Here is a 25,507-nt window from a genome sequence, read left to right as displayed (position 1 = left end):
TATTTTATAGTATTCGGGATGAAAAATAGATCTATTAGCATATGTGCTTTGTGATAAAATATCGGTTAGTACGTTAGTGGTCTAAGAAAAAGAAGAGGAGAAAGCGACATGCGGCAAAAACAAAAGCAATTACGAGCCAAAGTTAATGATGTTGTACAATCAAGATCATCACTGAATAAAGGTATTAAGCTTGTTGGTGTAGTGGTTGGTACTATAGCGATTTATTCCGTAACTCAGTATGAGCAATTATTTCGGTTGTTTGTTATTTTATTTTTAGTCGGCTTAGCCTATGTAATGAATAAAAAAATAAATAATCTTGCAGCGAAACAAACAGCGGAAGCAGCCACACCTGTAGTGGAACGAATTGAGGAGCAGCAAACACAGATTATTGAGGAAGCTGTAATTGAAAAAGAAGAAGCACTTGAGAAAATAGATTTCGATCGTACTCAATTGTTGGAGGAGCTTTTTTCAAAAGCGGATTTAGATGAGTTAGAAAAGCAATCGTATCGTGAAAAGATTAAAGAAAAAGAATCAGAAAGATCTAATACGATGCAAGACCTGCTAATTGTTAAGGGGAAGCTTCAAACAGCATTGCTTGAAACGAAGAAGTATTTTATCAAAGAAGACCCTATTAAAGAAATCGCGGCTTCACTAGAGCAAGAAAAAATTCAACACTCTTCGATTGCAGCTCTTAATGATGAAGTGTATGCCATTGTCACGCGGTTAAGTGAGCATACGATCAATGCGTTGAAAAAAAGCAATTATATTGATGAAGATCATAATTTAACTCGTTCCGGTTATAAAGCGTTAGTCAAAACAGTTGAAAAAGAATAAGCAACGCTATGGAAAAACCACTCCAGTTCGTTTCGAAACTGGAGTGGTTTTTGTTACTTCACAATAATAGGCTTGTCTTTTTTCTCAGTAACTGCACCTATTATAGACACATGAGCACCTGCTGCTTGCATAGATTCTACATAACGCTTTGCTTCATCAGGAGCCATGCTGATTAGCAGTCCACCTGATGTGATTGCGTCACAGAGGATGCTTTTTTCTACATCTGTAATGTCTGATGAATAGTCCACACAGCCTTCGAGCCAGCGCTCATTTGCTTTTGAACCTCCTGGAACAATTCCTTTTTCAGCTAGTTCTTTTGTCCCCTCAAGCATCGGAATACGCTCCATCTCAAGCTCAAACGTTACATCACTTCCATTAGCCATTTCATAACTATGGCCTAAAAGTCCAAAACCAGTTACATCCGTAACGGCATTTGGGTGTAAGCCTTCTAGCTGTTCTGCGGCCTGTTTATTTAATAGAGCCATCGTTTCAGTAACGGCTTTTTCTTGATCTGCTGTTACTGCTTCGCGTTTGATCCCTGTTGTTAATATCCCAACACCGATTGGCTTTGTTAATAGAAGAGAATCACCAGCATTAGCGCCAACATTTTTAAAAATACGATCAGGGTGTGCAAGTCCTGTTACAGATAAGCCGAATTTTGGCTCTTGGTCATCAATTGAGTGCCCACCAACAATAATGGCTCCTGCTTCTTTTGTTTTGTCTGCTGCCCCGCGTAAAATGTCTGCTAACGTTTCAGCTGGTAATTTCTTGATTGGGAAACCAACAATGTTCATTACTGTTGTTGGCTTGCCGCCCATAGCGTAGACATCGCTTAATGCATTAGCTGCAGCGATTTGTCCAAACATATATGCGTCATCAACAACCGGTGTAAAGTAATCAACGGTTTGAATCATTGCTAAATCATCTGTTAATCGGTATGCACCAGCGTCATCAGATGTATCTAAACCTACAAGTAAATTAGGGTCATGTGTCTGCTTTGGTAAATGACGCAAAACTTGCGCCAGGTCTTCAGGACCAATTTTGCAGCCTCAACCAGCTTTTGTTGAAAAAGAAGTTAAACGAATTTGTTCTTGTTTGTCCATTTTAGGACACCTCCTCCATCTTACTTTGGAACACGTATTAGTGTGTGTTTAATAAACAAATTTTTTGCATCATTCATCATATTATCCTACAATATAATGGAAACCAAAGTAAAGGAGTTTGATTCAAGCATGGAATTCAAAGTATCTGTAGAATTTTGCATGATGTGAAACTACGCACCAAAAGCCGTGAGTTTCACGGACGAGTTACTCGATCATTTTCGTGGGAAAGTGAAAGAGGTTAAATTAGTTACTAGTGGCGGTGGTGTTTTTGAAGTAACCGTCAATGATCAATTGGTTTACTCAAAAAAGGAAACAGGCTCATTTCCTGACCTTAAAGAAGTTATTGAAAAAATGGAAAAGATGGCTGAATAAATGAGGGGTGACGAATGAGTCACCCTTTTTTGAAGAAGGGTGGTTCATATAAAATGCATCAATTATTACGACAAATACCTGCGATTCATGAATTACAACAAGATCAGAACTTTTTGAGCTTGCTTGAAACAAGTAACATATCCAAAGTCAAGTTAACTGAGTGGTTACAAGAGACGGTTGCTGATATTAGGAAGGAACTACTTGCCGGTAACTTTTCAGTTGAACAAGACTCAATAAGATTTTCAGAAATCATTTTTAAACGGTTATCAGATCGTCTTAGTCATCATTCTACATATAAATTAAAACGTGTTATAAATGGGACGGGTACTGTATTACATACAAACTTAGGTCGAGCGCGCTTAAGTGAGCAAGCAATTAAACAAGTAGTTGAGACAGCTAATTCTTATTCCAATTTAGAATATAATCTTGAGCGAGGCAAACGTGGTTCTAGACATGAATTAATTGAAGAACTTGTTAAGGAAATGACCGGAGCTGAAGCGGCCATGGTCGTTAATAATAACGCTGCAGCTGTCTATTTGGTGTTAAAGGCGTTTGCAAAAGGAAAGGACGTCATCGTTTCTCGGGGTGAATTAGTTGAGATTGGCGGTTCGTTTCGTGTTTCATCCATTATGGAAGAGAGCGGTGCTCATCTAGTCGAGGTTGGGACAACGAATAAGACGCATTACTATGATTATGAACATGCCATTAGTGAAGATACTGCGATGATTATGAAAGTACATACGAGTAACTTTAAAGTAATCGGCTTTACAAAAGATGTCACAATTGAAGAACTTAAACCATTGGCAAAAGCTCATGATGTTTTGCTTTATGAAGATTTAGGCAGCGGCGCCATTTATGATTTGAGAAAAGATGCAATAGGGGATGAGCCAACTGTAATAGAAGCTTTAAATAAAGGGGCAGATCTTGTTACGTTTAGTGGAGATAAGCTTTTAGGAGGTCCGCAAGCTGGCATCATCGCAGGGAAGAAAAAGTGGATAGATAAGTTGAAGAAACATCAGCTTGCACGTGTATTACGAGTCGATAAAATGACACTTGCGGCTTTAGAAGCAACGCTGAAAGAGTATGCAAATGAGGAAACGGTGAAAGAAACTTTGCCTACGTTAAAATCTGTTTTATTGAAAAGAGAAGAGATCCTCACTCGTATTGAGAAGTTTTCAAGTGAGTTATCTCCTTTTTGGACCACGAAGGTAAAGTCGGATGTATCTCAAGTAGGTGGTGGGACGATGCCTGATGTCACACTTGATACAGCAATACTATTACTGTCCAATAGTAATCATACAGCTCAGGCTCTCCACAATCATTTAAGACTTGGAACTCCAGCTGTTGTTTCACGTATTATAGAGGATCAAATTGCTTTGGATTTTCGTACGATAGAGGAGCATGAATTCGCAGATCTACATAGACGTTTAAAAGAATTTGAATAGTGAAAGGTGAGGCATACGTGGAAGGAAAACGCGCATCGGAATCAAGAACGGTCATGACAGACCTTGTATTACCTCCTGATACAAATTATCATGGTACCATTTTCGGGGGAAATGTGATGGCCTATGTAGACAAGGTTGCAAGCATTGTTGCGATGAGACATGCACGTGCGATGGTTGTAACTGCATCAAGTGACAGTTTGGACTTTATTTCCCCTATTAGAACGGGAGAAGCTATCTGCTTGGAGGGCTATATTACGTATACACGAAAGACATCAATGGAAGTGTATGTAAAAGTTGAGGCTGAAAATTTATTGACTGGGGTAAAGCGGTTAACAGCCACGTCTTATTTGACATTTGTTGCATTAGATAACGAGGGGAAACCAACTAGTGTCCCTCCTATTATTCCTGAAACAGAAGAGGAAAAGTGGCATTATGAAGGTGCAGTAGAACGATTTGAACAAAGGAATAAAAGAAGACAAACACGAAAGGAAAGATTAAACCAAATAAGGGAGTAAGTTTTTTCGAGGGGACAAAAAAGGCTGGATTGCTTTTATTTGTCCCCTTCCTTTTTAACTGTATATCAGTTTATCCTTCACCATTAGTTTGATTAACTTGATTTCTTTTCTTTACCTTTTTCGAACCACTCAAAGGTTCAGGCTGCCCAGAGTTTTTTGGCTGATTTCTATGTTGGTCTTTATAAGTGTTATGCTCTGTCATCGCTAACATCCCTCCTCGGATGTAGTATAACTGGAAACGGCTGATGTATACGAATATTAGACGTTGTTTTTCACACCCTAAAATTGAGCTTTGTCAAAGGGGGGAGAACATGCAACTCTCCAGTAAGCAACAAATAGTTGAAGCGGGGCGTAAGGCAGTTGAGAAAGCTCGAAAAGCAGTTGGGAATATTAATGCTCATGAAGCAGATTTCTGTGCGGAAAGAAAAGACAACAATAATGATATAGATCATATTGATGAGTAAGTTTACATCTGCACCTTTTAGCAGATTTTCAAGGAAGAGGGGACTTTAGCATGATGAATCCCCTCCTTTTTACTTATTGACGCTTTTTCGTCTTTTTGTTGTGCTGGCGTTCCATTGTTGTTAAAGGTTCATTGGCTGTTTCTTCCTGGTGTTCTGCATTATAGTCAAGTACTCTTTTGTCTTTTTCATCTGGTTGTTGCTTCGCCATAATACCACCTCCCGTTGTAGTATGTTTTGTGTTTGTCACTGGGTTTATACAAGATCGTTAGCAAGGATGGGTGCTCGTAAAACAGAGTTTTTCCACTTTTGGAAGTTTACTTTAAAATTATTTGAAAAAATCATTTATTCTTCACAAAAGTTTTGATATTCTAAAGAGGGACTGTTTTGTCGAATCATTTAAGCGCTTTCTATTTTATTTGTGAAATAGACAGTCTAGTCGGTCTGATTTAGACAATGATGACAGTTTGCGGTATGATAGTCTTGTAAAGGGAGGGTATACATATGTCAACGAAAAACGATGTATTCAAAGCAAAAACATCCTTTTCTTTGGATGGAAAGACGATTAATTATTACTCTTTAAAAGCACTTGAGGATGCTGGTCTAGGCAATGTGTCAAAACTACCATATTCTGTAAAGGTATTACTAGAATCAGTTCTTCGCCAATACGATGGTTATGTTATTAAAGAAGAGCATGTTGAAAACTTAGCGAAGTGGGGAACAAACGAATTAAAAGAGATCGATGTTCCATTTAAGCCATCTCGTGTCATTCTTCAAGACTTCACTGGGGTACCTGCTGTAGTAGACCTTGCTTCATTACGTAAAGCAATGGCTGACCTTGGTGGGGACCCACAGCAAATCAATCCTGAAATTCCTGTAGATCTAGTTATTGACCACTCAGTACAAGTTGATAAAGCTGGAACAATGGATTCATTAGATTTCAATATGAATTTAGAATTCCAACGTAATGAAGAGCGTTATCAGTTCCTTAGTTGGGCAAAGAAAGCATTTGATAACTATCGTGCGGTTCCACCAGCTACAGGTATCGTTCACCAAGTGAATTTGGAGCATATTGCAAATGTTGTTCATGCTGTTGAACAAGACGGCGAAACATTAGCTTTCCCAGATACTCTTGTTGGTACTGACTCTCATACAACAATGATTAACGGTATTGGTGTACTTGGTTGGGGTGTAGGTGGTATCGAAGCCGAAGCTGGAATGCTTGGACAACCTTCTTATTTCCCTGTACCAGATGTAATTGGTGTTAAGTTAACTGGTTCCCTACCTAGTGGAACAACAGCTACCGATGTTGCATTAAAAGTAACGCAAGTATTGCGTGAAAAGAAAGTAGTTGGAAAATTTGTTGAGTTCTTCGGTCCTGGACTTGCAGAAATGCCACTAGCTGACCGTGCGACGATCTCAAACATGGCACCTGAATATGGTGCAACTTGTGGTTTCTTCCCAGTTGATGTTGAGGCACTTAATTACATGAGATTAACTGGTCGTTCTGAAGAACAAATTAAGCTTGTAGAAGCTTATTGCAGAGCAAATGGATTGTTCTACGTAGCTGGTGAAACACCTGATCCAACTTATACGGATACAGTTGAAGTGGATCTTAGCGAAATAGAAGCAAACCTATCTGGTCCTAAACGTCCACAAGATTTAATTCGTCTTTCAGACATGCAAAAATCGTTCCGTGATGCAGTTGTTGCACCACAAGGAACTCAAGGTTTAGGCCAAACTGAAGCAGAATTTGATAAAAAAGTACCAGTTAAGTTTAAAGATGGTCGCGAAACGGTAATGGAAACAGGTTCAATCGCTATTGCTGCGATTACAAGCTGTACAAACACTTCGAATCCATACGTTTTAGTTGGAGCAGGTCTAGTTGCTAAGAAAGCTGTGGAGTTAGGTCTTGAAGTTCCTGAATTCGTTAAAACTTCTTTAGCACCTGGTTCAAAAGTTGTTACTGGATACCTGACTGACTCAGGTCTTCTTCCATACTTAGAAAAACTTGGTTACAACCTAGTTGGTTACGGCTGTACTACTTGTATTGGTAACTCGGGTCCATTAGAGGACGAGATTGAAGAAGCTATTTCTAACAGCGATTTAACTGTAACTTCAGTACTATCAGGTAACCGTAACTTTGAAGGACGTATTCACCCGTTAGTAAAAGCAAACTATCTTGCTTCTCCACCGCTTGTAGTTGCATATTCTCTTGCGGGAACAGTGGATATTGATCTTCAAAATGATCCAATTGGTCAAGATAAAGACGGTAAGGATGTATTCTTTGCAGATATTTGGCCTACTGCAGATGAAATTTCTAAAGTGGTTTCTGAAACAGTTACACCTGAATTATTCCGTCGTGAGTACGAGAATGTATTTAGTAGCAATCCTCGTTGGAATGAAATTGAAACAACAGATGACGCTCTTTATAAGTGGGATTCTGAATCAACGTATATTGCAAATCCTACGTTCTTCGAAAACCTATCTCCGGATCCGGAAGATATTAAGCCATTATCAGATTTACGTGTCATCGGTAAATTTGGTGATACAGTCACAACTGACCACATTTCACCAGCTGGTGCAATCGGCAAGGATACACCCGCAGGTAAGTACTTAATCTCTAAAGGTGTTGAGCCTAAAGATTTCAACTCTTACGGTTCGCGTCGTGGTAACCACGAAGTTATGATGAGAGGTACATTTGCAAACATCCGTATTCGTAACCAAATTGCACCTGGTACAGAAGGTGGTTACACAACTTACTGGCCAACTGGCGAAGTTACATCAATCTATGATGCGGCAATGAAATACAAAGAAGAAGGTACTGGCTTAGCTATCCTAGCTGGTAAAGATTACGGTATGGGAAGTTCTCGTGACTGGGCTGCAAAAGGTACAAACCTACTTGGTATTAAGACAGTCATTGCTGAGAGCTATGAGCGTATCCACCGTAGTAACCTTGTTCTTATGGGTGTTCTTCCACTTCAATTTAAAGATGGCGATAGTGCTGAATCTTTAGGTTTAACTGGAGAAGAATCATTCGATGTTAAAATTACAAACGATGTTAAGCCACGTGAAATGGTGAAAGTCGTTGCAACAGATAAAGATGGCAAGCAAACTGAGTTTGAAGTTCTTGTTCGCTTTGATAGTGAAGTGGAGTTGGATTACTACCGTCATGGCGGTATCCTACAAATGGTTCTTCGTAACAAGCTTGCAAATTAATAAAAATAAGACCTTCTTTTACCCTCGGGTAAAAGAAGGTCTTTTACTATTTAAACTTAATTCTTTTCAAATTATCGCTTATATAGAACAAAAACTTGTGCATATTAAAACTGATAAATAAGGAAAGTGAGGTAGATATGATGGGGCGTCAGAAAAAAGGAAATGCAAATGCGCAAAGAAACAATAACGCTAAAAAACATGGAAAAGATAATCATCCTGAAACCGGATATGAAACATACGCTGAGCAAGAAGCACAGAAAATGAACCGAAATCAACGTTCCTAGGAGGAGGGATTAGATGACTGTTCAAACACAAATGCAACAAGCAATTGCCTCAGCGCAAAGCGTCCAAGCAAGCTTAGTGCAATTCTCACTCGAAACAGAGAACCAAAAGGCAAAACAGTTGTTCGAGGATTTAGCAGTGCAGCAAAAGAACATACTTACATTACTTGAAGGTAGATATCAACAAGTTTTGCAAGAAGAACCACAATTTAAGCAATCGAATCCTTAATAAATAGAGGTTGTCTCAAAAATAAGTTTCCTCTCCCTCGTTGTAAATGTTTTACCACATACACACGGGCAGGGTTCAATTTATGAGACAACCTCTTTACACCATGTAAAAGAGAGGAAGAACGGAGGAGTTTAGATTGTTTGACTTTTGGCAAGGGGCTGAAGGATTGCCGGTTTATGGCTATATGATTCGGGCAACAATTGTGTACTTTTATATCTTTCTTATTGTAAAAGTATTAGGACAGCGTTCGATGAGTTCCATTGATGCGCTTGACTTTATTTTTGGTGTTGTTATTGGTGATATTTTGGGAGAACCATTAACGGATGGAGAGCTTCCTCTAGCAGGTCCTGTTGGTGCTGCTGCGATGACTGCGGGGTTACATTTAGCACTATCTTTGTTCGCTTTAAAAGCACCGCGATTTCGTAGGGTCATTGAGGACGAACCGATTATCCTAATGAAAAATGGGAAGATCCTTCATAAGGAATTGAGAAAAGCTAAAATTACGATGGAAGCCTTTTTGATGGACTTGCGATTAAATAATGCGAGCGATTTGAACGAAGTGGATTATGCGATATTGGAGATGAATGGTTCAATCAGTGTCATTAAAAAATCAAATTATGATAGTGTCACTCCTAAAGATATGCAAATGAATGTTCCTTCGAAAGGGTATTCCTCTGTTTTAATTGAAGATGGACGAATTATTGATGCCAATGTTGAGAAGTTTGGTACTTTAGATTGGCTTAGAGAACAAGTTCACAAACATGGCTTTGCAAACCCTAGAGAGATCTTTTTAATGACAGTTGATGAAACTGGACAGATTTATACGAGTCCTAAATCGAATACCACTGAATCTTAATGTATAAAAGCACTTCTTTTTAGCCACAATGGTAAAAAGTTAAAGGAGTGTTTTGTCATGAGAAGAGTCAGAAAATTATCATTTGAGGAATTAGTTAGAGAAAATAAAGAAAAGTTGTTAAGAGATAAAGAGGCATTAGATCATTTGGAAGAAAAATGGGAACGGAAAAGAACCTCTGTTAATCAAGTGGAGATGTGAATAGGAATGCTTTTTAGAGGTAACCTATAGGTAGGGAGGGGTTACTTATGAAAAGCACAAAGTCACATTTTGCTCAGTTTCGACCTGACCATTTAGGTACACAACCTGTAAAGTCAAAGGCGAATAATGGAAAAAAGATGGCTCAAAAAAGCAATGAACAACCTAATTACGTTCCTCCTAAAGGATAATAACTACTATCCCTCAGATTATTTCTGAGGGATTTTGCATTTGGGATTTTACAAAAATTGTTGCTGAAGAAAGTTGTCGATGGAAAATGCTTGTCATATAGATGGATAAACGAAATAATGGAGTAGGAATGATGTCAGCAGGGGAGTGTAAAACATGAGACATCAAAAGTTAATTTTTACTACGTTATTTCTTTGTTACTTAATTGCTTTATTTTATGTGACGCTATTCGCGTGGAATTATGGAGCTTCCTTAGGACCAGCTGGACCAGGAGGTAGAAATTATAACTTAATTCCATTTCGAAGTATATATCGCATTGCTGTTTTCAGCCCTCAATTGGCAGATCCTATCCGTATACTACTTGGCAATGTCGTCTTATTTATGCCATTAGGATTTCTTTTGCCCATTATTTGGTCAAAAGCACGTCGGTTCGGTGTAATTATTGGGATTGGCTTTTCTATTTCATTATTTATAGAAATAAGCCAGTTTTTGTTTACTCAAAGGGTTGCAAATGTAGATGATTTAATTTTAAACACGTTAGGTGCGAGTATTGGTTTGGTCATTTTTTCGATAGTAAGATGGGTTAAACGAAGAACGGTTTATATTCATACATAAAAGGCGGCCAGTTGATTCTCTAAAAGGGAGAAGTTCAATCAAGGCCGCCTATTTTATTTTCTCGCTTGTGGAGTATATCGATTAAACAAACGAAAGAAAAAATAAACAATTAATAAAAAGGATCCGTAAAAAACAGTAATATAAAGTAAATCACTTGGGTTTGTCACAATAGTATTTCCAACTGTTGCGAACAAAATCATCGATGGTACTTTTCCTAGGGAAGAAGCAATGCTATAGCGCATAAAGGAAACGCGACTCAAGGCAGAATAAATATTGACAATGATCGAAGGGATCACAGGGATCAGTCTAGTTAAGAAAATAGTCATAAATGCATTCCGTTCAAAAAGGACGGTGACTTTAGATAACCGTTCATAACGGTAAAGCCATTTCTTCCCCCAGTCCTGATAACCGTATCTGACAAATACAAACATTACAATCGAAGCAAGTGATGACCCAACCCATGTAATGAGACTTCCAGCTACTGGGCCGTAAGCAGCACCAAGCACACCGCCGATGATAGGATATGGAATGATTGGAAACAATGCAAAAATCGTAGCAAGAATGGAAGTAACTAGCATATATTCAGTCCCGCCTTGCCGTATCCACTGGAGTAGCGACTCTCCGTAGAAGTACATCAAAACAGCAATTGATAAATATCCGATAAAGACAAAACCTTTTCTCATTTCAACCTTCCTTTCTCCACTGTTTATTTTCTCATATTGTTCCTCCGGTTGGCTTGTTTTCTTTTGTCACTTTCATGAACCTTTTTAAATAGACTGTGGTGTTAGCCTTGTTAAGCTAGGCTATTATTAATTACATCACAAATCGTTGCTCTTTTCGAACAGGCACTTATCTGCTAAAATAGGAAAAACAAACAGGATTACTAGGAAAAAGGTGAAAAGAATATGAAAAAAATGAAATGGTTATTTGTTATATGTATGGCGCTACTGTTGTTTCCTTTACATGTAGCAGCCCATTCCTATGTGACGGAATCTACTCCAAATGATGGGGAAGTAATAGAAGAGGAAGTTGAACAAATTGTACTACACTTCAATGCAGGTATTGAACGTGTCAGTACCGCTACGGTTTATAATGAACATGATGAAGAGATTGAAGTAGAAAATATTGACGTTGAAAGTCCTGATTTAACGATCTTTCTAATAGAGCCTCTGTTACCAGGTGAGTATGTAGTAGAGTGGAGAGCTTTAGGAGAAGATACTCACCAAACAGAAGGAAGTATCTCTTTTGAAGTACTAGAATATGAAATAGAAGAGGCAATGGAAGAACCTCCAGAGACAGAAATAGATGAAGTGACCATTGATGAGGAAGAAACAACAACGGATGTAGTGGATGAGCCTAATGTGGCTGAAAATGACGAGGTCGTAGTGGAGTCTTCAATGGAGCGGTTTCTCTTACCGATCATTATTACAGGTGCTATTGGTCTTCTTTTTACCCTACGTGTATTTTTAAAGAGGTTACGTAAATGATAGACTCATTAGCTAATGTGCTACTTTACATTTGCTTTTCTCTCTTAATGGGTTTCTTTTTCCTTCATGCTTTATCTATTCAATATCGTCCTAACATTAAAGTATCAAGTAATTTATTGAAGGGGTTAATTGCTCTCATACCGATTTTACTTCTAGTACCGGTTATTAGAGTTATACTAACTCTTTATAAACAATTTTCCGTGCCGCTCTTTGAAGCAATAGGCACGGTTGTTTTAGAATATTCAACGGGCCAAGCCTTTGTTCTTTCTGCTATTATTGCGATCATTCTCCTTGCATACTTTGCAAACTTAAAGGGGTCATGGCTAGCGGTCCTATTGGTCTTACTTCTCATTGTTTTAGCTAGTTGGTCAAGTCATGGTGCAGCAGTAGCGGGGATGTTTGGATTTATTGGAAACACACTTCATTTGGTTGCTGTTTCTATATGGATCGGTATCTTAGCCGTTGTTGGCTGGTTTGCCTCTGATTGGAAAGATCTGAGATTGTTTACACGTTGGTTTTCTTTCGTAGCGTTCGCAGCCGTTGCTATCATCATTGCCTCTGGATTTATGCTTATGGCAGCGATCGTGCCTGAATATGTTCAATCTTGGTTATTAACATATGGTCAGTTATTATTAGTAAAACATTTATTGTTCTTGCCACTGTTGGTATTTGGCTTACATCACTTTTTATTAGGGTTGCGTAATGCAATTGACAAGGTAAAGGTAACGAAGTCATTTCGAATTGAATCAGTAATCGCGTTGTTGGTGTTTGGAGTCTCAGCATTTATGACCGAACAAACTCCTCCACATGAAGTGGCACAGACGTTTCAAACTGAATCAGTTTCACCGCTGATGCAACTTTTTCTCACGGGTCCTATAAGTATTGGTGCTATTAATTTGTCTGTCTCAATCATATCGATTGGCTTCTTTGTTCTTGGATTATTCTTTTTTGTTTATGCGGCATGGATTCTTATTAAGTCAATGCATTTAAAAAAATCTGTAATTGCTTTTACGATCAGTATCGTCTTCCTTTATTTAACAATGATGTTTAGTGTAGAAATTGGAGGATACGAACAGGATGAAACGGTGTATTCATCTATCCAAGAAGCTGTTTCACAGACCTATCAGCCAGATGCAAGTATTGAAGTATTAGTTACAGAACAACACGCAGAAGAGGTTTACGTTGTATATACAGTTAATCAACATGATTTAGTAGCTGAAAAGGTTATTCATGTTGATGGCGGGTACAAACGTTTACCGGCCGCTATGTTGACGATTGGCGGAACAGCTGTTGTTTTCGAGAAACAAAAGATTCGAACGTTTCGTGTTCAAAGCGGAAACTGGCATGATGATCGGTATGCACACACATATGTCACGTTTGGTATGATTCAAGACCCAACTGATGTGGCGAGAGTACAAATTCACTATGAAGGTGGATCATACATTGCCCAGTTAGAGCAACAAACATTTTTAAATGTCGTATCGAGTAATGAGGATTGGGCAGATCAACATCCAATTGATTTCCTAGCAAAAAATGGCCAATTGATTGAAACATATTCGCGAAATGTGATGGAGGAAGGAGTTTACTGCCACTAACGGCTGTAAACTCCTTTCCATTTTCAAAAACACTATTTCGTTTATCGAAATAAAGGGGTAAAATGAAAAATAAAAAAGGAGAAGAGAAAATGGAGAGAAAAAAGCAGTGGGTAATCTATGGAATGTTAACTGTTGCGACAAGTACGTGGGGAAGTGCTTTTATTGCTGGGAAAATTGCTATTGAAAGTTTTGAGCCTGCAACGATATCCTTTTTACGTTTCTTTGGAGCTGCGTTACTTTTGTTTCCAATTATGTGGCTAGTGGAAAAAGATATCCCAAAACCAACGAGAATAGACTGGGGAATGTTTGCATTGCTTGGACTAACCGGAATTGCCATTTATAATATATGTTTCTTTTTAGCAAGTAAGCATGCGCCAGTGATTAAAAGCTCCTTATTTATTGCGGCAAACCCAATGCTTATTATGCTCTTGTCAGGACTCGTGTTAAAAGAGACTATCACGAAAAGAAACATCATTGGACTTTTGCTTGCTTTTGCTGGAATTGTGACGATTATTACAGAAGGAAATATCATGGCGTTGGTTCGTTTTCAATTTGAACCTATTGATTTCGTCTTGTTAGGAGCAGTTATAACGTGGGCTCTGTATAGTGTGCTTGGTCGGATTGTTCTTAGAAAGTACAGTTCCATTGTTTCAACGACCTATGCCGTCGGCTTTGGCACATTGTTTTTGCTCCCTTTTTCATTGTTTGAGAAGCCATGGGAACATGTTGCAACGAGTACATGGTCGGCTTGGTTAGCAATTGCACATATGAGTGTATTTGTGACAGTTCTAGGTTTCATTCTCTATTATTATGGAATTCAAAAAATTGGTGCAGCGAAAGCCTCAATCTTTATCAATGTTATGCCTGTATCTGCTGTGTTAATGGCTACAATCTTCTTAGGTGAAAAATTAACTGTATCGACAATAATAGGAGCTTTCTTTGTTCTATCAGGAGTATACGTTGGCACATCTGTGAAGCGTAGAAAAGAAGAACACATCAAACATGCAAAGACAGGATAATGATGATAAAATTGAAGAACGTGGATTTTTTTGGGTGTCTGAAAAGGTCTGTTTTTCAGTGCCCTCTGTTCCGGATTTTTGGGACAGTCCCTTAGTAATCGAAAAATACTGAAATAGGCTTGGTCTTTATCTATTTTGGTGGCTTCGTTTTTTAGAAAGTGGTGTAAATATGTTAAGAGATCGCTGGACGAACGAACAAATAGAAATGTGGCTTGACCGAATGGAACAGGGAAAGGAAGTGTTCCATGAAGGAAAAGCTTGGGAAATCCTTGAACAATTTGACCACACACATGGTGAAGATGACGAAAAAATGAAACTGTACCGATCAAAATTGCTTGCGCTGCTTGCTCAAACTAGGTACAAACGAGTGCAAAAGGTCGATCACTTAGTAGGGCGTTGGGTGAATGAGGCTTTGGAGCTTGATCACACGAATGCGTTAGCCCATCAGTTAAACGTTGAGACATTCTATGAGTTTTTATATCATATTCCGATTCCTAGCAAATTCCCGCCTATTCGGGAAACAGACCATGGATCTGCTAAGAAAAAGACAGCACATGAATACCATCAAATTGCTGAAACTTTTTTTCAATATGTAGATCAATACAAGGACCAATGGCAGGTTGTTAAAACGTCCCTTACTTATCTCGAGGACGTAGATCGTTCGCACGAAATTGAGCAGGTCATTCGCTTTTTTGATAATTTACAAAAACCGTTCAAAACGATACAGTCTGCTACAGCTGAATATGCAAACTCGTTAACTGGCGTATATTATTCAGCTGCACAATTTAAACAAATTCTTAATGCTACAAAAGAGATTGAACAAGTTAAGGAAGTATGGACGGAACTTTTTCCTTCAAAAAAGGTAGTTCAAGAACAAGAGACAGCGTTAGATGAATTACACCGATTAATAGGGCTAGATGATGTGAAGGATAGAGTGAAACAGCTCTACCAATTTTTGCATTATCAAAAAGAACGTCTGCGTCAAGGGTTTCAATCAAAAGATGGCATAAACTTACATATGATCCTTACGGGAAATCCAGGGACAGGAAAAACGCACTTGGCAAGGTTGATGGCTAAAATATATTATGAACTTGGGTTATTAGAGCGGGATGAAGTGTACGAAGTAGACCGTACTCAACTCGTCGGAGCTTATGTTGGTCAAACGGAAGAAAACACAAATAGAGCGATTGAGCGTGCTGCAGGCGGGGTCTTATTTATTGATGAAGCATATAGCTTAAAAAGAGCCGGAGCAGCCGGCAATGATTATGGTCAGACGGCCATTGATACACTCGTCTCAGCTATGACAAGTGGGAAGTATGCAGGAACATTTGCCGTCATATTGGCGGGCTATCCAGATGAAATGCGGACCTTTTTACGTTCAAATCCAGGTTTGAGAAGTCGATTCCCTGATCAAAATCAGATTGAAATAGAGAACTACACAGTAACTGAATTACTTCAAATTGCTGAAAAAATAGCTACAGATAATGATTATATCTTAACGAGTGGAGCAAAGCAGGAGTGCAGGAAACGGATTGAGAAAGCACAAGTTGATGAATCATTTGGCAATGCAAGAGCAGTGAAAAATATCATATTAGACGCTATTTTTCAAAAGGGTTCTACGATGTCTTTAGAACACCCGCAAACGGAAGACTTTATTCTTCTGCAAGCATGTGATTTTAAAGAAGAAACCGATCAATCAAGTGGTCAATCAGCGAAAAACGAGTTAAATCAACTTATTGGTCTGGAGCAAGTAAAAAAAGAAATGACACAGCTTACTTCATTTGTACAAATTCAACAGATGCGAAGAGAAAATGGACTTCAAGCATTACCCCTTCAGGTACATTCTGTCTTTACTGGGAACCCAGGAACGGGGAAGACGACAGTAGCAAAGCTATATGCAAAGTCGTTAAAGGAAATCGGTTTGTTGAAACGAGGACATGTCGTAATCGTATCTCGCGCTGATTTAGTCGCAGGGTATGTTGGACAAACTGCACAAAAAACAAAAGAAATTATCAAGGATGCCTTAGGTGGAGTCTTATTTATCGATGAAGCTTATTCACTTTTAGCTGAGGGCCAAGGAGACTTTGGAAAAGAAGTAGTAAATACACTTGTGCAAGAAATGACAGAACGTGAAGAAAACCTTGTTGTCGTGTTAGCAGGATATGGGAATGAAATGCAACGTCTCCTAGATAGCAACCCTGGACTTCGTTCACGTTTTAAGAAACACATTCATTTTGATGACTACTCCAAATCTGAGTTAGTTCAAATGATTGAAAGGCGTGCTGAGCAAACGGGATATCGTCTAACAAATGAAGCAAAAGATTTGTTAAAAGAACAATTGACTGAAGAGGGGCACGCTGGAAATGGCCGCTATGCTATGGACTTGTTTGATCGACTCGTACAAATTCAATCATTACGCCTCGTTGGCTTTGATCAGGTGAACATGGAGCAGTTAACTGTAATTGAGCAAGAAGACGTAGAGAGGCTACGAAAAGAAGGAGTATAAAACAGTATTTTTGGGAGGGATACATTTGTTTATATCTACAAGGGAAATTCAAGTGCTATACGCCGATACGGATATGATGGGAGTGATCTATCACGCAAATTATTTAAAATATTTCGAGCTTGGTCGTGGTGGGTTAGTTGAAGATGTTGGCTATAGCTATGTAGGAATGGAGGAAGCAGGTTATTTTGCACCAGTATACGATGTAACCGCAACATATAAAAAGCCAATACGTTATGGTGATCGAGCGTTCGTAAACACATGGGTTGAATTAAATGACGGCTTAAAAACAATTTATGGTTATTCAATTGTTAACGAACATGATGAAATTTGTGTAGAGGGAACGACGACTCACATCATTGTAAAAAAAGAAACGTTCAAGCCAACTGCTTTTAAAAAGGCTTTTCCAGACTGGTTTCAAAAGTATGAAGAAATTAAGAGAAAATAAAGCAAGGCGAATAAGTAGCAATGGCTCCGCACGCTATGCGCCTGCTATGAGAATACCACTTTTAGCAAAAAATCGACAGTGGGGACGTACATTGCTTAGAGGGTACTAAAAAAGGTAAATACGACTTTTTTTAGTGCCTCGTGAATAAGCCTATATTCGTTATCCATACTAAGCTTGCAAGTATTTCATTAAAAGGGGTAATGAAAATGGCTAAACCAGATAACCGTAATGACAATGTAGAAAAACTTCAACAAATGAAGGAAAACACGGAGCATAATATTGAGGCAGCGGAGGAATCTGTTGCTCATACAGATATGACTGAGTCTCAAAAACAATCTGTGCAAGAGAAGAATGAACGCCGCAAGGAAAGCATTAAAGGATTTGAAGCTGAAATGGCTGATGAAATGCAAGCAAGGCAAAATGGGTATCAAGACGAGCAATAAAATTACATGGGAAAATCGCTTGGGAATACTTTTCCAAGTGATTTTTCTTGTATGTACATCCTTATGTCAATTTATCTAACAAGAAATATTTTTCGATAGTGGAATTAGGTCTGACCTCGGAATTTATCATGAATTCGCCTCATAGGTTTCAAATTAGTAATCAGGTTGATCGATGTAAACAGTAGAAATGGTGTGCTATAATCAACCCAATCAATTCTAAAAGGTGATCATTTATGGCTTTTGGATTAAAAAGACGAACTCTGATCGAGTGGAAGCAGTTAGCAGAACAAGGAGAGATCGCTTTTTTAACTCACTTCTGGCTAGACGAACGTTTTCCTGGTTGTACGTCTGTTACAAAAGTAGCTTGTTCCGATATTTCTAAGCTTGAAAGTTGGGGAGCTCAGTATGGGTTAAAGCCGGAATGGATTCATCGCAGGGATAAGTACCCGCACTTTGATTTACTTGGAGAAAGGCAAAAAGAGATTTTAAGAAAAGAAGGCTTGGAAGAACAATTATCCAATCTAGGTTACGGCTTCCAACAATAGCGATTTCATGGTTATAATAAGTTATAAGTTGATAGGAGGATATGATATGGTAACACAAGCGACAATTATTAGTGATCTACAAACAAAGTCATCCATTGATCCAAAAGAGCAAATACGTACAAGAGTAGATTTTTTAAAAAATTATTTATTACATACTGGAGCAAATGGATACGTACTTGGAATTTCAGGAGGACAAGACTCTACGTTGGCTGGTAAGTTAGCACAAACTGCGATTAATGAGCTTAAAGACGAACATCCAGATAAAACATATTCGTTTTATGCTGTTAGACTTCCATATGGTGAACAACAGGATGAGGAGGATGCACAGGATGCCATTCGCTTTATTGAACCAACAAAGGCGATTACGGTAAATATTAAGGCTGCTGTGGACGCATCTGTAGAAGCCTTTAAGGCCGCTACAGGTGGAGAACAGCTTTCAGACTTTAACAAAGGAAACACGAAAGCCCGTGAACGTATGAAAGCACAGTATGATTTAGCAGCACATTACGGCTGTCTAGTTATTGGAACAGACCATGCTGCTGAAGCAATTACTGGTTTTTTCACAAAGCACGGCGATGGCGCGTGTGATATCGCACCATTATTTGGCTTAACAAAAAGGCAAGGAAAAGCTTTGCTTACGGAACTAGGAGCACCTGAACACTTGTACAAAAAAGCTCCGACAGCTGATTTAGAAGATAATAAACCTGGCTTACCTGATGAGGTAGCATTAGGAATGACATATGAAAATTTAGATGATTATTTGGAAAACAAAGAAGTAGCACCAACCATTGCCTCAAAGATTGAATCTCGTTACGAGAAGACGGAGCATAAACGTCAGCTGCCCGTTACAATTTACGATTCTTGGTGGAAGTCATAGTCATACTTAATCATTGTCTATCATAACTTAATTCGAGTGTCTTCAATTAATGCTTTTAAGATAATCGGTTAAGGAGAGAGAATGATGAAAAGGAAAGTCGTATTGTTAATTGGGTTATGTGTGTGTTTAGTATCTCTTGTTGGAGTATATAATTTCTTAGACTTTGGCACAGAGACATCTCAAGCTCAAACAATCGTTCAAGAGTCAAACGATGAAGAAACTGCCCGTGAAGTGAATGGAGTAAACATAACGTTAAATGGAGTTCGTACAGAAGAATCATCTCAATTAGATAGCCATTACGTTATTCTAGATCTAGAATTGATCAATAACAGAGAGACGGTTTATGAATTTTCAACGTTTAAAATAACATTAGTTGATGAAGAGAATTTTGCACATGGTGTAACTACACAGGTTGAAACAAAGGGAATACTTGGTGGTCAATTGCATCCTGGAAGAACAAACCGAGGAGAAGTGGCATTTCTAGTTCCGAAGGCCGAAGAGTATGAGCTTGTTTATACAGATCATTTACGAACAGGACAAGTTACGTGGCAAGTAAATGTTAATGAGGATGAGTAAATAAATGAATGGAAAGAAAAATAGCGACCTTCATATGCATTCAACAGCATCAGATGGAGGATATTCCCCAGCTGAATTAATGGAAAAATGTAAAAAGGCTGATTTAGAGATTGTCTCTTTAACGGATCATGATAGTGTTGAGGGCATTGAAGAAGCAATTAGAGTAGGGAATGATCTTGGGTTACAAGTTATTCCAGGTATTGAATTCTCGACAAAGTACAAAGGGAAAAGTGTCCATATTTTAGGTTATCAATTTGATTGGAATGATCAAAATTTACGAGCATTACTCGTTAATCAGAAACAACTGAGAAGGGAGCGGCTTGATACGATCATCCAACGTTTAGAAGCTGTTGGCTTACATATTCAAGCGCAAGATGTGTTAAAGCATGTGGATGGAGGCAGTATAGGAAGACCCCATGTTGCAAAAGCGTTAATAGCAGCTGGATATGTGGCAGATGTCGCTGAGGCTTTTGAACGATATTTGGCAGAGGGCAAACCATGTTACGTTGAGAAATCGCAAGAAATGACTGTTGAAGAAGCGATTGATTGGATTCACCGAACTGGAGGAGTCGCTATTGTCGCGCACCCTAACTATTATGGAGTTGATCATGATTTGATCGAATGGGTTAGAGACTGGGGATTAGACGGGATTGAAGTCTATCATCGTGATCATAACAAGGATGCTGTAAAACGTTACGAGAAGCTTTGTGATGAGATTAATGAACAACTAGGAATAACACTACTCCGAACGGGAGGGTCTGACTTCCATCATGAAGACTATGGAAGGGTTCCAGAACCTTTAGGCCTAACAAGACTGGACAATCATTTTGCTGAAATATTATTACAAAGAAATAAATCCAATAAATAAATCTAAAAAGAGGCTGTATAAAAAGTCCGTAATAGAGGTGGAAATGGCGTTCGCTACGCCCCTTGAGAGGAGAAACCCACTCCTCTCAAGGATTATAAAAGAGGTAGCGACGCCGCTCATTGCATCGGGGTGTCCTAAGATCAAAAGCGATTAGGACACCCCCTTTTTCATGAGTGAATCATACTTTTTCAATTACGCTTTCAATTTTCGTCCCTTCGAGTGCTTGAGTAGCCAGTTGATCTGCTTCTTTATTTAAACTTCTATCAATTAATTTATATTCTAACTTTAAGCCGAGCTTTGATGATAGCTCATCAATTCGGTCTAACCATTTACTATAATGTTCTTCATAGCAAGGCCATTCACCTGATGCTTGGTTCACAACAATCATGGAATCAGAATGAATTTTAACTGTTTGGTGATGAACATCCATCTCTTCTAACTGTCTGAATAATCGATAAAGAGCTGCATATTCAGCTTCGTTGTTATCTTCTAGAAGTTCAAATGTATCATTGAACCTCATTCGCCAGCTTTTATTATTTTGTTTGTAGTATATGGCGAGGCCGATTCCTGCATGGCGTGTATTAACGTCGAACCCACCATCAATGTATGCTTGAACATCGTGAGGTTCCGTCTCAAATTGCTTCAAGAATTTCGTTAAATCTTTTTTCGTCCATGTCGTATCATGATCATCTAGAAATTCAATGCATTTTAAGCGTCCCGTTTTTTCTAGATCCTCGCTTACCAATAGGGCAGATGCGACACTCATCCAATCAGACTTCATAAAAAAAGACTGTTTTGTTTTTGCGGGCGAATAGTACCATTCCAATCGAATTTTCATGAAATTCACCTCATGTATATAGAGTTAGGTAATTGCAGAATTTCTTTTTTCGTGATAAGTTAAATTATCGAAATGTTACGTTATTTCAGATGGTTCTAAGATCTTATCATGAATTTGAACGATAAAAACAATGTTTTTATATACTAGTAGTATACGCATTCGAAAAAGGAGTTCATGCATTATGCCTATTAAAATCCCTGATCATTTACCTGCAAAAGAGATCTTAAATGCAGAAAATATTTTTGTGATGGACGAGAGTCGTGCGTACTCTCAGGATATTCGTCCATTAAAAATCGTTATTCTTAATTTAATGCCAGTTAAAGAGACAACAGAAACTCAATTGTTACGGTTACTTGGGAACAGTCCTTTGCAAGTGGAGGTTTCTTTTCTATATCCGACTACGCATGTTTCAAAAAATACGTCACATGAGCACCTCCATGAATTTTATAAAACATTTGATGAAATAAAAACGAAGAAATTTGACGGGATGATTATAACAGGTGCTCCTATTGAAATGTTAGATTTTGAAGTCGTTGATTATTGGGAAGAGCTGCAAGAAATTATGAATTGGAGTGTCAACAATGTCACCTCAACTCTACATATTTGTTGGGGGGCGCAGGCTGGCCTCTATCATCATTTTGGAGTTAATAAATATCCGCTTGAAGCAAAGAAATTCGGGGTATTTCACCATACAATTGAGAAGCAAAATGTTAAATTGCTTCGTGGGTTTGATGATGAATATTTAGCACCTCATTCAAGGAATACAGATGTTCGCAAGGAAGACATTGAACAAGTAGATGACCTCGAAATATTGAGCATGTCAGATGAAGCAGGAGTTTATATTGCTGCTTCAAAAAATGGAAAGCAAATTTTTGTAATGGGGCATTCAGAATATGATGTCTGTACATTACAAGAAGAATATGAAAGGGATAAGGAAAAAGGGTTAAATATCGACATGCCTTATAATTACTTCCCGAATGATAATGACCAAAAACCCCCTCGTTTACGTTGGCGAGCTCATTCCAATTTGCTTTTCTCAAATTGGTTAAACTATTACGTGTACCAAGAAACTCCATATGACTTAGGAAAATAGTTCACAGAAAAACTTAGCTCTTTTGTAGCTAAGTTTTTTAGATCTTAATTGAGTGAAACGGATTGGTGCAAAAACACTTATTAATTTTTATTGGCTTTTTATTGGTTGTCTATTCTCACTAAATTATCTAAGCTATGATATAATAGATTTGCTAATATGAACGGGTATATAGTAGGTTAGGAAAGCGAAAGGCTGTACTTCAAAAGGAACATGTCTTTTGAGTGGAGGTGTGTGGAATGGATCCTTTAGATATTATGATGAATAAAGAACGGGTTATTCCTTATTATCAGCCAATCTTTAGTGCTGATAAACAACTTGTAGTTGGTTATGAGGTCTTGGCGAGACTTCAAACAGATGAAGGCGATAAAAGTTTAGGCTGGTTTTTTCAAGACAAGAATATTCCAGATGAGTATCGATTAGAATTAGATGATCACATCCAAAGGCTAGCTCTTGATCAATTTATTACAACAGATCAGAAGTCATATTTGTTTCTTAATTATGATACGTCATTACTCTTAAAGGACAATGGTGAGACGTTTATTAAATGTTTAGAAGGCTATCAACAAAAAGGCTTAAAACTAGAGCAAATTGTCTTGGAGTTAAAAGAAGATGACGTTGCTGACTATTTCTATAACAATAAGCACTTTTTTTATTATATTCAAAGTTTTGGATTTAGGCTTGCTCTCGATGACGTCGGTCATAATGGCAGCAACTTAGATCTAATTGCTATGTTAAAACCGAACATAATTAAAGTCGATGTAGCATTTATGGAAGATGAGGAGTTCCCGCATTTGTATTCTGAAGTCCATCAATCTCTTTCCATGCTTTCAAGAAAAATAGGTGCTACTTTGCTCTTTGAAGGAATTTCGAATTTTAATCAACTCAATTATTCATGGCGCAATGGTGGTCGTTATTATCAAGGATATTATTTGAGATCACCGAACGCTACATTTATTGAACCTGATTGTTGCAGAGAGAAAATGCAAAAGGAATTTCAACATTTTATTGTTTATGAACGCAAAAAGATGCAATCACAGTTTACTTTAACAAATGAGTTAACGATGCAATTGAAACATACGATGAAAACGATCAGTCCAGATGACACATATGACGAAATGATAACGAAAGTGGCAAATGATTGTGATCGCTATGCATTCCGTATTTATGTATGTGATGCAGAAGGATTCCAGCAATCATCAAATGCAGAGAAAAATGATGAAAATAAGTGGGTTTTAATTGAAGAAGGTCGCTCCAAAAACTGGAGCTGGCGTCCTTACTTTCTTGAAAATATCGTTCGAATGAACATTGAAAAAAGAGGCTTTTTATCAGATTTATATACGGATATCGAGCGTGATGAGAGAATTCGTACGTACTCGTATCCGATAACAGATAACTTATTTTTATTTCTTGATATTCCATATACGTATTTATTTGAACAAGATGGATTGCTGTGAGAGTTAGTCTGATTTAGTTGGAATACACAACTAGGTCAGACTTTATTATTGTAATGATCACCATGTGAATTCTATGAAAATACTGGTGCGTCATTGTTTAGGAGGACGTGTATGAATCACCGTTCGGTTTACCGTTTAATGGCTTATCTCTTTTTTGCTCATTCAACGATTACAATTATTAATGGCTATATCCCAGTATTCTTTAAATCCCAAGGGCTTACAGGATCACAAGTTGGTTTATTGATGGCAATTGGCCCATGTGCAACGATTATTGCACAACCTATGTGGGGATATTTAAGTGACAAGTATAAGAGTATTAAGAAGATGATATTAATTGCTTTAATCGGACTAAGTGTAACTGCGATTACGTTTATGTTTGTGAACACGTATGCAGGATATTTAGTCATGATGTTTATCTTGTTTTTCTTTGTATCACCAACCACTGCATTGGGTGATTCCCTTGCTCAAAAGACATCGGTTCAGAAAAAAGTTAGCTTTGGACGAATTCGGTTATGGGGATCGTTAGGATTTGCGATTACTTCGCTTGTTGTTGGCTATGTGTTAACATGGATAGGTGTCGAAAAAATAATGCTGCCAATGCTATTCATGGCTTTGACTGCATTAGCGGTAGCTTTCTATATCAAGGATGTTCCAGGAACAAATAAACCTGTAACCGTATTAGATGCTGTGAAATTAACGACAAACCCTTCGCTCTTTTTGTTCTTGCTTTTGGCATTTTTCATCTCTGTGTCACATCGAGCGAATGACATTTATCTCGGACTTTATATAGTAGAACTTGGCGGACCTGAAGCTATGATTGGTTGGGCATGGTTTGTTGGTGTCACAGCTGAAGCACTAATATTTGCTACAACTGCTTATTGGTATAGAAAATGGACTCCATTAACGTTTGTCATTCTTGCAGGTGTCCTATACGGTGCACGTTGGATTTTGATGGCATTCGTTGAAAACCCATGGTGGATCCTGCCAATCCAATTGTCACATGGATTAACGTTTGCTGTATTTTATATTGCTGCGTTCCAAATCATTAATAAATTAATACCTGAACATTTGCTAGCAACAGGTCATGTCCTCTTTATTACGGTTATCTTTGGACTTGCAGGAATTATTGGATCTTTGTTTGGAGGTTACGTTATTGAAGTCACTTCAATCCCGACACTTTATTTAATCGGTGCAGGAAGTGCTTTTATTGGTTCGATTGGTCTTGTTATTTTCCAAAAAAAAGCAAGTTCCAATCATACAAAAGAGGCGTCTTTTTAAAAAGACACCTCCTATTAACAAAATGAAAGGATGAGTTAGTATGAATATTATTCTAACGGAACGTGCAATTGATTTTTTTAATAGAACGGATCTTCATGAAAAAGCCATTCGTGTTAGAGCATATGATACGTTTGAATGAAGTACGATGGTTGCGTACGACCTCACTCTG

Annotated in this window: 29 protein-coding genes and 1 pseudogene; 25 read left to right on the top strand and 5 right to left on the bottom strand. The window is 38.1% G+C overall.

Annotated elements, in window-relative coordinates:
• Positions 1-108 precede the first annotated feature (108 nt).
• The gene (locus AC1FXP_RS03645; protein WP_480058820.1) at positions 109-834 is read left to right on the top strand and encodes a hypothetical protein; all 726 of its coding nucleotides are present in this window, start codon (positions 109-111) and stop codon (positions 832-834) included.
• A gap of 53 nt (positions 835-887) precedes the next feature.
• Here AC1FXP_RS03645 and selD read toward each other — a convergent pair whose 3' ends face one another.
• Positions 888-1,937 carry a selenide, water dikinase SelD gene (gene selD / locus AC1FXP_RS03640; protein ID WP_480058819.1) on the bottom strand — a complete coding sequence of 350 codons (1,050 nt, stop codon included), beginning with the start codon at positions 1,935-1,937 and terminating at the stop codon, positions 888-890.
• A gap of 180 nt (positions 1,938-2,117) precedes the next feature.
• Here selD and AC1FXP_RS03635 point away from each other — a divergent pair.
• The 3 genes and pseudogenes from AC1FXP_RS03635 to AC1FXP_RS03625 all read left to right on the top strand — a co-directional run.
• Positions 2,118-2,309: pseudogene (locus AC1FXP_RS03635) on the top strand (Rdx family protein); the annotation flags it as partial.
• Positions 2,310-2,362: 53 nt separating this feature from the next.
• Positions 2,363-3,754, top strand: coding sequence for an L-seryl-tRNA(Sec) selenium transferase (selA, locus tag AC1FXP_RS03630; RefSeq protein ID WP_480058818.1), 1,392 nt, complete (start codon positions 2,363-2,365; stop codon positions 3,752-3,754).
• Between the two features lie 53 nt (positions 3,755-3,807).
• Entirely contained in the window at positions 3,808-4,269 is a 462-nt protein-coding gene (locus AC1FXP_RS03625) for an acyl-CoA thioesterase (RefSeq protein ID WP_480058888.1), read from the top strand.
• Positions 4,270-4,339: 70 nt separating this feature from the next.
• Here AC1FXP_RS03625 and AC1FXP_RS03620 read toward each other — a convergent pair whose 3' ends face one another.
• Positions 4,340-4,471, bottom strand: a complete 132-nt coding sequence (locus AC1FXP_RS03620; protein ID WP_480058817.1) for a small acid-soluble spore protein P — start codon at positions 4,469-4,471, stop codon at positions 4,340-4,342.
• Between the two features lie 109 nt (positions 4,472-4,580).
• Here AC1FXP_RS03620 and AC1FXP_RS03615 point away from each other — a divergent pair, with 109 nt between their 5' ends.
• Positions 4,581-4,733, top strand: coding sequence for a hypothetical protein (locus AC1FXP_RS03615; RefSeq protein WP_480058816.1), 153 nt, complete (start codon positions 4,581-4,583; stop codon positions 4,731-4,733).
• A gap of 73 nt (positions 4,734-4,806) precedes the next feature.
• Here AC1FXP_RS03615 and sspO read toward each other — a convergent pair whose 3' ends face one another.
• A complete protein-coding gene (sspO, locus tag AC1FXP_RS03610; RefSeq protein WP_480058815.1) occupies positions 4,807-4,941 on the bottom strand; it encodes a small acid-soluble spore protein O in 135 nt (44 codons plus the stop codon).
• Between the two features lie 293 nt (positions 4,942-5,234).
• Between sspO and acnA the strand changes: the two genes are divergently transcribed.
• From acnA to AC1FXP_RS03575, 7 genes are all read left to right on the top strand, one after another.
• Positions 5,235-7,949, top strand: a complete 2,715-nt coding sequence (gene acnA, locus AC1FXP_RS03605) for an aconitate hydratase AcnA (RefSeq protein WP_480058814.1) — start codon at positions 5,235-5,237, stop codon at positions 7,947-7,949.
• A gap of 137 nt (positions 7,950-8,086) precedes the next feature.
• Positions 8,087-8,233 carry a hypothetical protein gene (locus tag AC1FXP_RS03600; RefSeq protein WP_332634111.1) on the top strand — a complete coding sequence of 49 codons (147 nt, stop codon included), beginning with the start codon at positions 8,087-8,089 and terminating at the stop codon, positions 8,231-8,233.
• A gap of 13 nt (positions 8,234-8,246) precedes the next feature.
• Positions 8,247-8,459 carry a DUF1657 domain-containing protein gene (locus AC1FXP_RS03595; RefSeq protein WP_480058813.1) on the top strand — a complete coding sequence of 71 codons (213 nt, stop codon included), beginning with the start codon at positions 8,247-8,249 and terminating at the stop codon, positions 8,457-8,459.
• Positions 8,460-8,595: 136 nt separating this feature from the next.
• A complete protein-coding gene (locus tag AC1FXP_RS03590) occupies positions 8,596-9,315 on the top strand; it encodes a DUF421 domain-containing protein (RefSeq protein ID WP_480058812.1) in 720 nt (239 codons plus the stop codon).
• A 57-nt stretch (positions 9,316-9,372) separates the two neighbouring features.
• Positions 9,373-9,513 (top strand): FbpB family small basic protein, encoded by a 141-nt coding sequence (locus tag AC1FXP_RS03585; protein ID WP_480058811.1) that lies wholly within the window; start codon positions 9,373-9,375, stop codon positions 9,511-9,513.
• Between the two features lie 47 nt (positions 9,514-9,560).
• Positions 9,561-9,701, top strand: coding sequence for an acid-soluble spore protein N (locus AC1FXP_RS03580; RefSeq protein ID WP_332634075.1), 141 nt, complete (start codon positions 9,561-9,563; stop codon positions 9,699-9,701).
• A 154-nt stretch (positions 9,702-9,855) separates the two neighbouring features.
• Complete coding sequence (locus AC1FXP_RS03575) at positions 9,856-10,314, top strand: VanZ family protein (RefSeq protein ID WP_480058810.1); 459 nt, start codon at positions 9,856-9,858, stop codon at positions 10,312-10,314.
• A 53-nt stretch (positions 10,315-10,367) separates the two neighbouring features.
• Here the strand turns inward: AC1FXP_RS03575 and AC1FXP_RS03570 are convergent, their stop codons facing one another.
• The gene (locus tag AC1FXP_RS03570; protein WP_480058809.1) at positions 10,368-10,997 is read right to left on the bottom strand and encodes a TVP38/TMEM64 family protein; all 630 of its coding nucleotides are present in this window, start codon (positions 10,995-10,997) and stop codon (positions 10,368-10,370) included.
• A gap of 222 nt (positions 10,998-11,219) precedes the next feature.
• On the opposite strand from AC1FXP_RS03570, the gene AC1FXP_RS03565 reads away from it, so the two are divergent.
• From AC1FXP_RS03565 to AC1FXP_RS03520, 10 genes are all read left to right on the top strand, one after another.
• A complete protein-coding gene (locus AC1FXP_RS03565) occupies positions 11,220-11,801 on the top strand; it encodes a copper resistance CopC family protein (protein WP_480058808.1) in 582 nt (193 codons plus the stop codon).
• Positions 11,798-13,396 (top strand): copper resistance D family protein, encoded by a 1,599-nt coding sequence (locus AC1FXP_RS03560; RefSeq protein ID WP_480058807.1) that lies wholly within the window; start codon positions 11,798-11,800, stop codon positions 13,394-13,396. The genes AC1FXP_RS03565 and AC1FXP_RS03560 overlap by 4 nt, the downstream gene beginning before the upstream one ends.
• Positions 13,397-13,458: 62 nt before the next feature.
• Positions 13,459-14,415, top strand: a complete 957-nt coding sequence (locus AC1FXP_RS03555) for a DMT family transporter (protein ID WP_480058806.1) — start codon at positions 13,459-13,461, stop codon at positions 14,413-14,415.
• A gap of 169 nt (positions 14,416-14,584) precedes the next feature.
• Positions 14,585-16,921 carry an AAA family ATPase gene (locus AC1FXP_RS03550; RefSeq protein ID WP_480058805.1) on the top strand — a complete coding sequence of 779 codons (2,337 nt, stop codon included), beginning with the start codon at positions 14,585-14,587 and terminating at the stop codon, positions 16,919-16,921.
• Positions 16,922-16,946: 25 nt separating this feature from the next.
• Positions 16,947-17,366 carry an acyl-CoA thioesterase gene (locus AC1FXP_RS03545; RefSeq protein WP_480058804.1) on the top strand — a complete coding sequence of 140 codons (420 nt, stop codon included), beginning with the start codon at positions 16,947-16,949 and terminating at the stop codon, positions 17,364-17,366.
• Positions 17,367-17,572: 206 nt separating this feature from the next.
• Entirely contained in the window at positions 17,573-17,809 is a 237-nt protein-coding gene (gene tlp, locus AC1FXP_RS03540; protein ID WP_480058803.1) for a small acid-soluble spore protein Tlp, read from the top strand.
• Between the two features lie 233 nt (positions 17,810-18,042).
• On the top strand, positions 18,043-18,354 hold the full coding sequence (locus tag AC1FXP_RS03535; RefSeq protein WP_480058802.1) for a hypothetical protein: 312 nt from the start codon (positions 18,043-18,045) through the stop codon (positions 18,352-18,354).
• 46 nt (positions 18,355-18,400) lie between these two features.
• Complete coding sequence (nadE, locus tag AC1FXP_RS03530) at positions 18,401-19,231, top strand: ammonia-dependent NAD(+) synthetase (RefSeq protein WP_480058801.1); 831 nt, start codon at positions 18,401-18,403, stop codon at positions 19,229-19,231.
• 81 nt (positions 19,232-19,312) lie between these two features.
• Positions 19,313-19,807: a DUF4352 domain-containing protein gene (locus tag AC1FXP_RS03525; protein WP_480058800.1), complete on the top strand. Its 495-nt coding sequence runs from the start codon at positions 19,313-19,315 to the stop codon at positions 19,805-19,807.
• A gap of 4 nt (positions 19,808-19,811) precedes the next feature.
• Positions 19,812-20,675, top strand: a complete 864-nt coding sequence (locus AC1FXP_RS03520) for a PHP domain-containing protein (protein WP_480058799.1) — start codon at positions 19,812-19,814, stop codon at positions 20,673-20,675.
• Positions 20,676-20,853: 178 nt separating this feature from the next.
• On the opposite strand, the gene AC1FXP_RS03515 is transcribed toward AC1FXP_RS03520, so the two are convergent.
• On the bottom strand, positions 20,854-21,513 hold the full coding sequence (locus AC1FXP_RS03515; protein WP_480058798.1) for a reverse transcriptase-like protein: 660 nt from the start codon (positions 21,511-21,513) through the stop codon (positions 20,854-20,856).
• Positions 21,514-21,694: 181 nt separating this feature from the next.
• Here AC1FXP_RS03515 and metA point away from each other — a divergent pair, with 181 nt between their 5' ends.
• From metA to AC1FXP_RS03500, 3 genes are all read left to right on the top strand, one after another.
• Positions 21,695-22,606 (top strand): homoserine O-acetyltransferase MetA, encoded by a 912-nt coding sequence (gene metA, locus AC1FXP_RS03510; protein ID WP_480058797.1) that lies wholly within the window; start codon positions 21,695-21,697, stop codon positions 22,604-22,606.
• 236 nt (positions 22,607-22,842) lie between these two features.
• Entirely contained in the window at positions 22,843-24,060 is a 1,218-nt protein-coding gene (locus AC1FXP_RS03505; RefSeq protein WP_480058796.1) for an EAL domain-containing protein, read from the top strand.
• 111 nt (positions 24,061-24,171) lie between these two features.
• Positions 24,172-25,338 carry an MFS transporter gene (locus tag AC1FXP_RS03500; RefSeq protein ID WP_480058795.1) on the top strand — a complete coding sequence of 389 codons (1,167 nt, stop codon included), beginning with the start codon at positions 24,172-24,174 and terminating at the stop codon, positions 25,336-25,338.
• Positions 25,339-25,507 lie beyond the last annotated feature (169 nt).

The organism is Halalkalibacter sp. HAAS-P013 (genome assembly GCF_056619925.1).
Note: the sequence above shows the minus strand (reverse complement) of the source record. Positions and strands in the feature narration are given on the sequence as shown.

What these genes read in the sequence shown, in the direction of transcription:
- AC1FXP_RS03645 (WP_480058820.1), top strand. Translation starts at nt 109, where the DNA reads ATGCGGCAAAAACAAAAGCAATTACGAGCCAAAGTTAATGATGTTGTA.
- selA (WP_480058818.1), top strand. Translation starts at nt 2,363, where the DNA reads ATGCATCAATTATTACGACAAATACCTGCGATTCATGAATTACAACAA.
- AC1FXP_RS03625 (WP_480058888.1), top strand. Translation starts at nt 3,808, where the DNA reads ATGACAGACCTTGTATTACCTCCTGATACAAATTATCATGGTACCATT.
- AC1FXP_RS03620 (WP_480058817.1), bottom strand. Translation starts at nt 4,471, where the DNA reads ATGACAGAGCATAACACTTATAAAGACCAACATAGAAATCAGCCAAAA.
- AC1FXP_RS03615 (WP_480058816.1), top strand. Translation starts at nt 4,581, where the DNA reads ATGCAACTCTCCAGTAAGCAACAAATAGTTGAAGCGGGGCGTAAGGCA.
- sspO (WP_480058815.1), bottom strand. Translation starts at nt 4,941, where the DNA reads ATGGCGAAGCAACAACCAGATGAAAAAGACAAAAGAGTACTTGACTAT.
- acnA (WP_480058814.1), top strand. Translation starts at nt 5,235, where the DNA reads ATGTCAACGAAAAACGATGTATTCAAAGCAAAAACATCCTTTTCTTTG.
- AC1FXP_RS03600 (WP_332634111.1), top strand. Translation starts at nt 8,087, where the DNA reads ATGATGGGGCGTCAGAAAAAAGGAAATGCAAATGCGCAAAGAAACAAT.
- AC1FXP_RS03595 (WP_480058813.1), top strand. Translation starts at nt 8,247, where the DNA reads ATGACTGTTCAAACACAAATGCAACAAGCAATTGCCTCAGCGCAAAGC.
- AC1FXP_RS03585 (WP_480058811.1), top strand. Translation starts at nt 9,373, where the DNA reads ATGAGAAGAGTCAGAAAATTATCATTTGAGGAATTAGTTAGAGAAAAT.
- AC1FXP_RS03580 (WP_332634075.1), top strand. Translation starts at nt 9,561, where the DNA reads ATGAAAAGCACAAAGTCACATTTTGCTCAGTTTCGACCTGACCATTTA.
- AC1FXP_RS03575 (WP_480058810.1), top strand. Translation starts at nt 9,856, where the DNA reads ATGAGACATCAAAAGTTAATTTTTACTACGTTATTTCTTTGTTACTTA.
- AC1FXP_RS03570 (WP_480058809.1), bottom strand. Translation starts at nt 10,997, where the DNA reads ATGAGAAAAGGTTTTGTCTTTATCGGATATTTATCAATTGCTGTTTTG.
- AC1FXP_RS03565 (WP_480058808.1), top strand. Translation starts at nt 11,220, where the DNA reads ATGAAAAAAATGAAATGGTTATTTGTTATATGTATGGCGCTACTGTTG.
- AC1FXP_RS03560 (WP_480058807.1), top strand. Translation starts at nt 11,798, where the DNA reads ATGATAGACTCATTAGCTAATGTGCTACTTTACATTTGCTTTTCTCTC.
- AC1FXP_RS03555 (WP_480058806.1), top strand. Translation starts at nt 13,459, where the DNA reads ATGAAAAATAAAAAAGGAGAAGAGAAAATGGAGAGAAAAAAGCAGTGG.
- AC1FXP_RS03550 (WP_480058805.1), top strand. Translation starts at nt 14,585, where the DNA reads ATGTTAAGAGATCGCTGGACGAACGAACAAATAGAAATGTGGCTTGAC.
- tlp (WP_480058803.1), top strand. Translation starts at nt 17,573, where the DNA reads ATGGCTAAACCAGATAACCGTAATGACAATGTAGAAAAACTTCAACAA.
- AC1FXP_RS03535 (WP_480058802.1), top strand. Translation starts at nt 18,043, where the DNA reads ATGGCTTTTGGATTAAAAAGACGAACTCTGATCGAGTGGAAGCAGTTA.
- nadE (WP_480058801.1), top strand. Translation starts at nt 18,401, where the DNA reads ATGGTAACACAAGCGACAATTATTAGTGATCTACAAACAAAGTCATCC.
- AC1FXP_RS03525 (WP_480058800.1), top strand. Translation starts at nt 19,313, where the DNA reads ATGATGAAAAGGAAAGTCGTATTGTTAATTGGGTTATGTGTGTGTTTA.
- AC1FXP_RS03520 (WP_480058799.1), top strand. Translation starts at nt 19,812, where the DNA reads ATGAATGGAAAGAAAAATAGCGACCTTCATATGCATTCAACAGCATCA.
- AC1FXP_RS03515 (WP_480058798.1), bottom strand. Translation starts at nt 21,513, where the DNA reads ATGAAAATTCGATTGGAATGGTACTATTCGCCCGCAAAAACAAAACAG.
- metA (WP_480058797.1), top strand. Translation starts at nt 21,695, where the DNA reads ATGCCTATTAAAATCCCTGATCATTTACCTGCAAAAGAGATCTTAAAT.
- AC1FXP_RS03505 (WP_480058796.1), top strand. Translation starts at nt 22,843, where the DNA reads ATGGATCCTTTAGATATTATGATGAATAAAGAACGGGTTATTCCTTAT.
- AC1FXP_RS03500 (WP_480058795.1), top strand. Translation starts at nt 24,172, where the DNA reads ATGAATCACCGTTCGGTTTACCGTTTAATGGCTTATCTCTTTTTTGCT.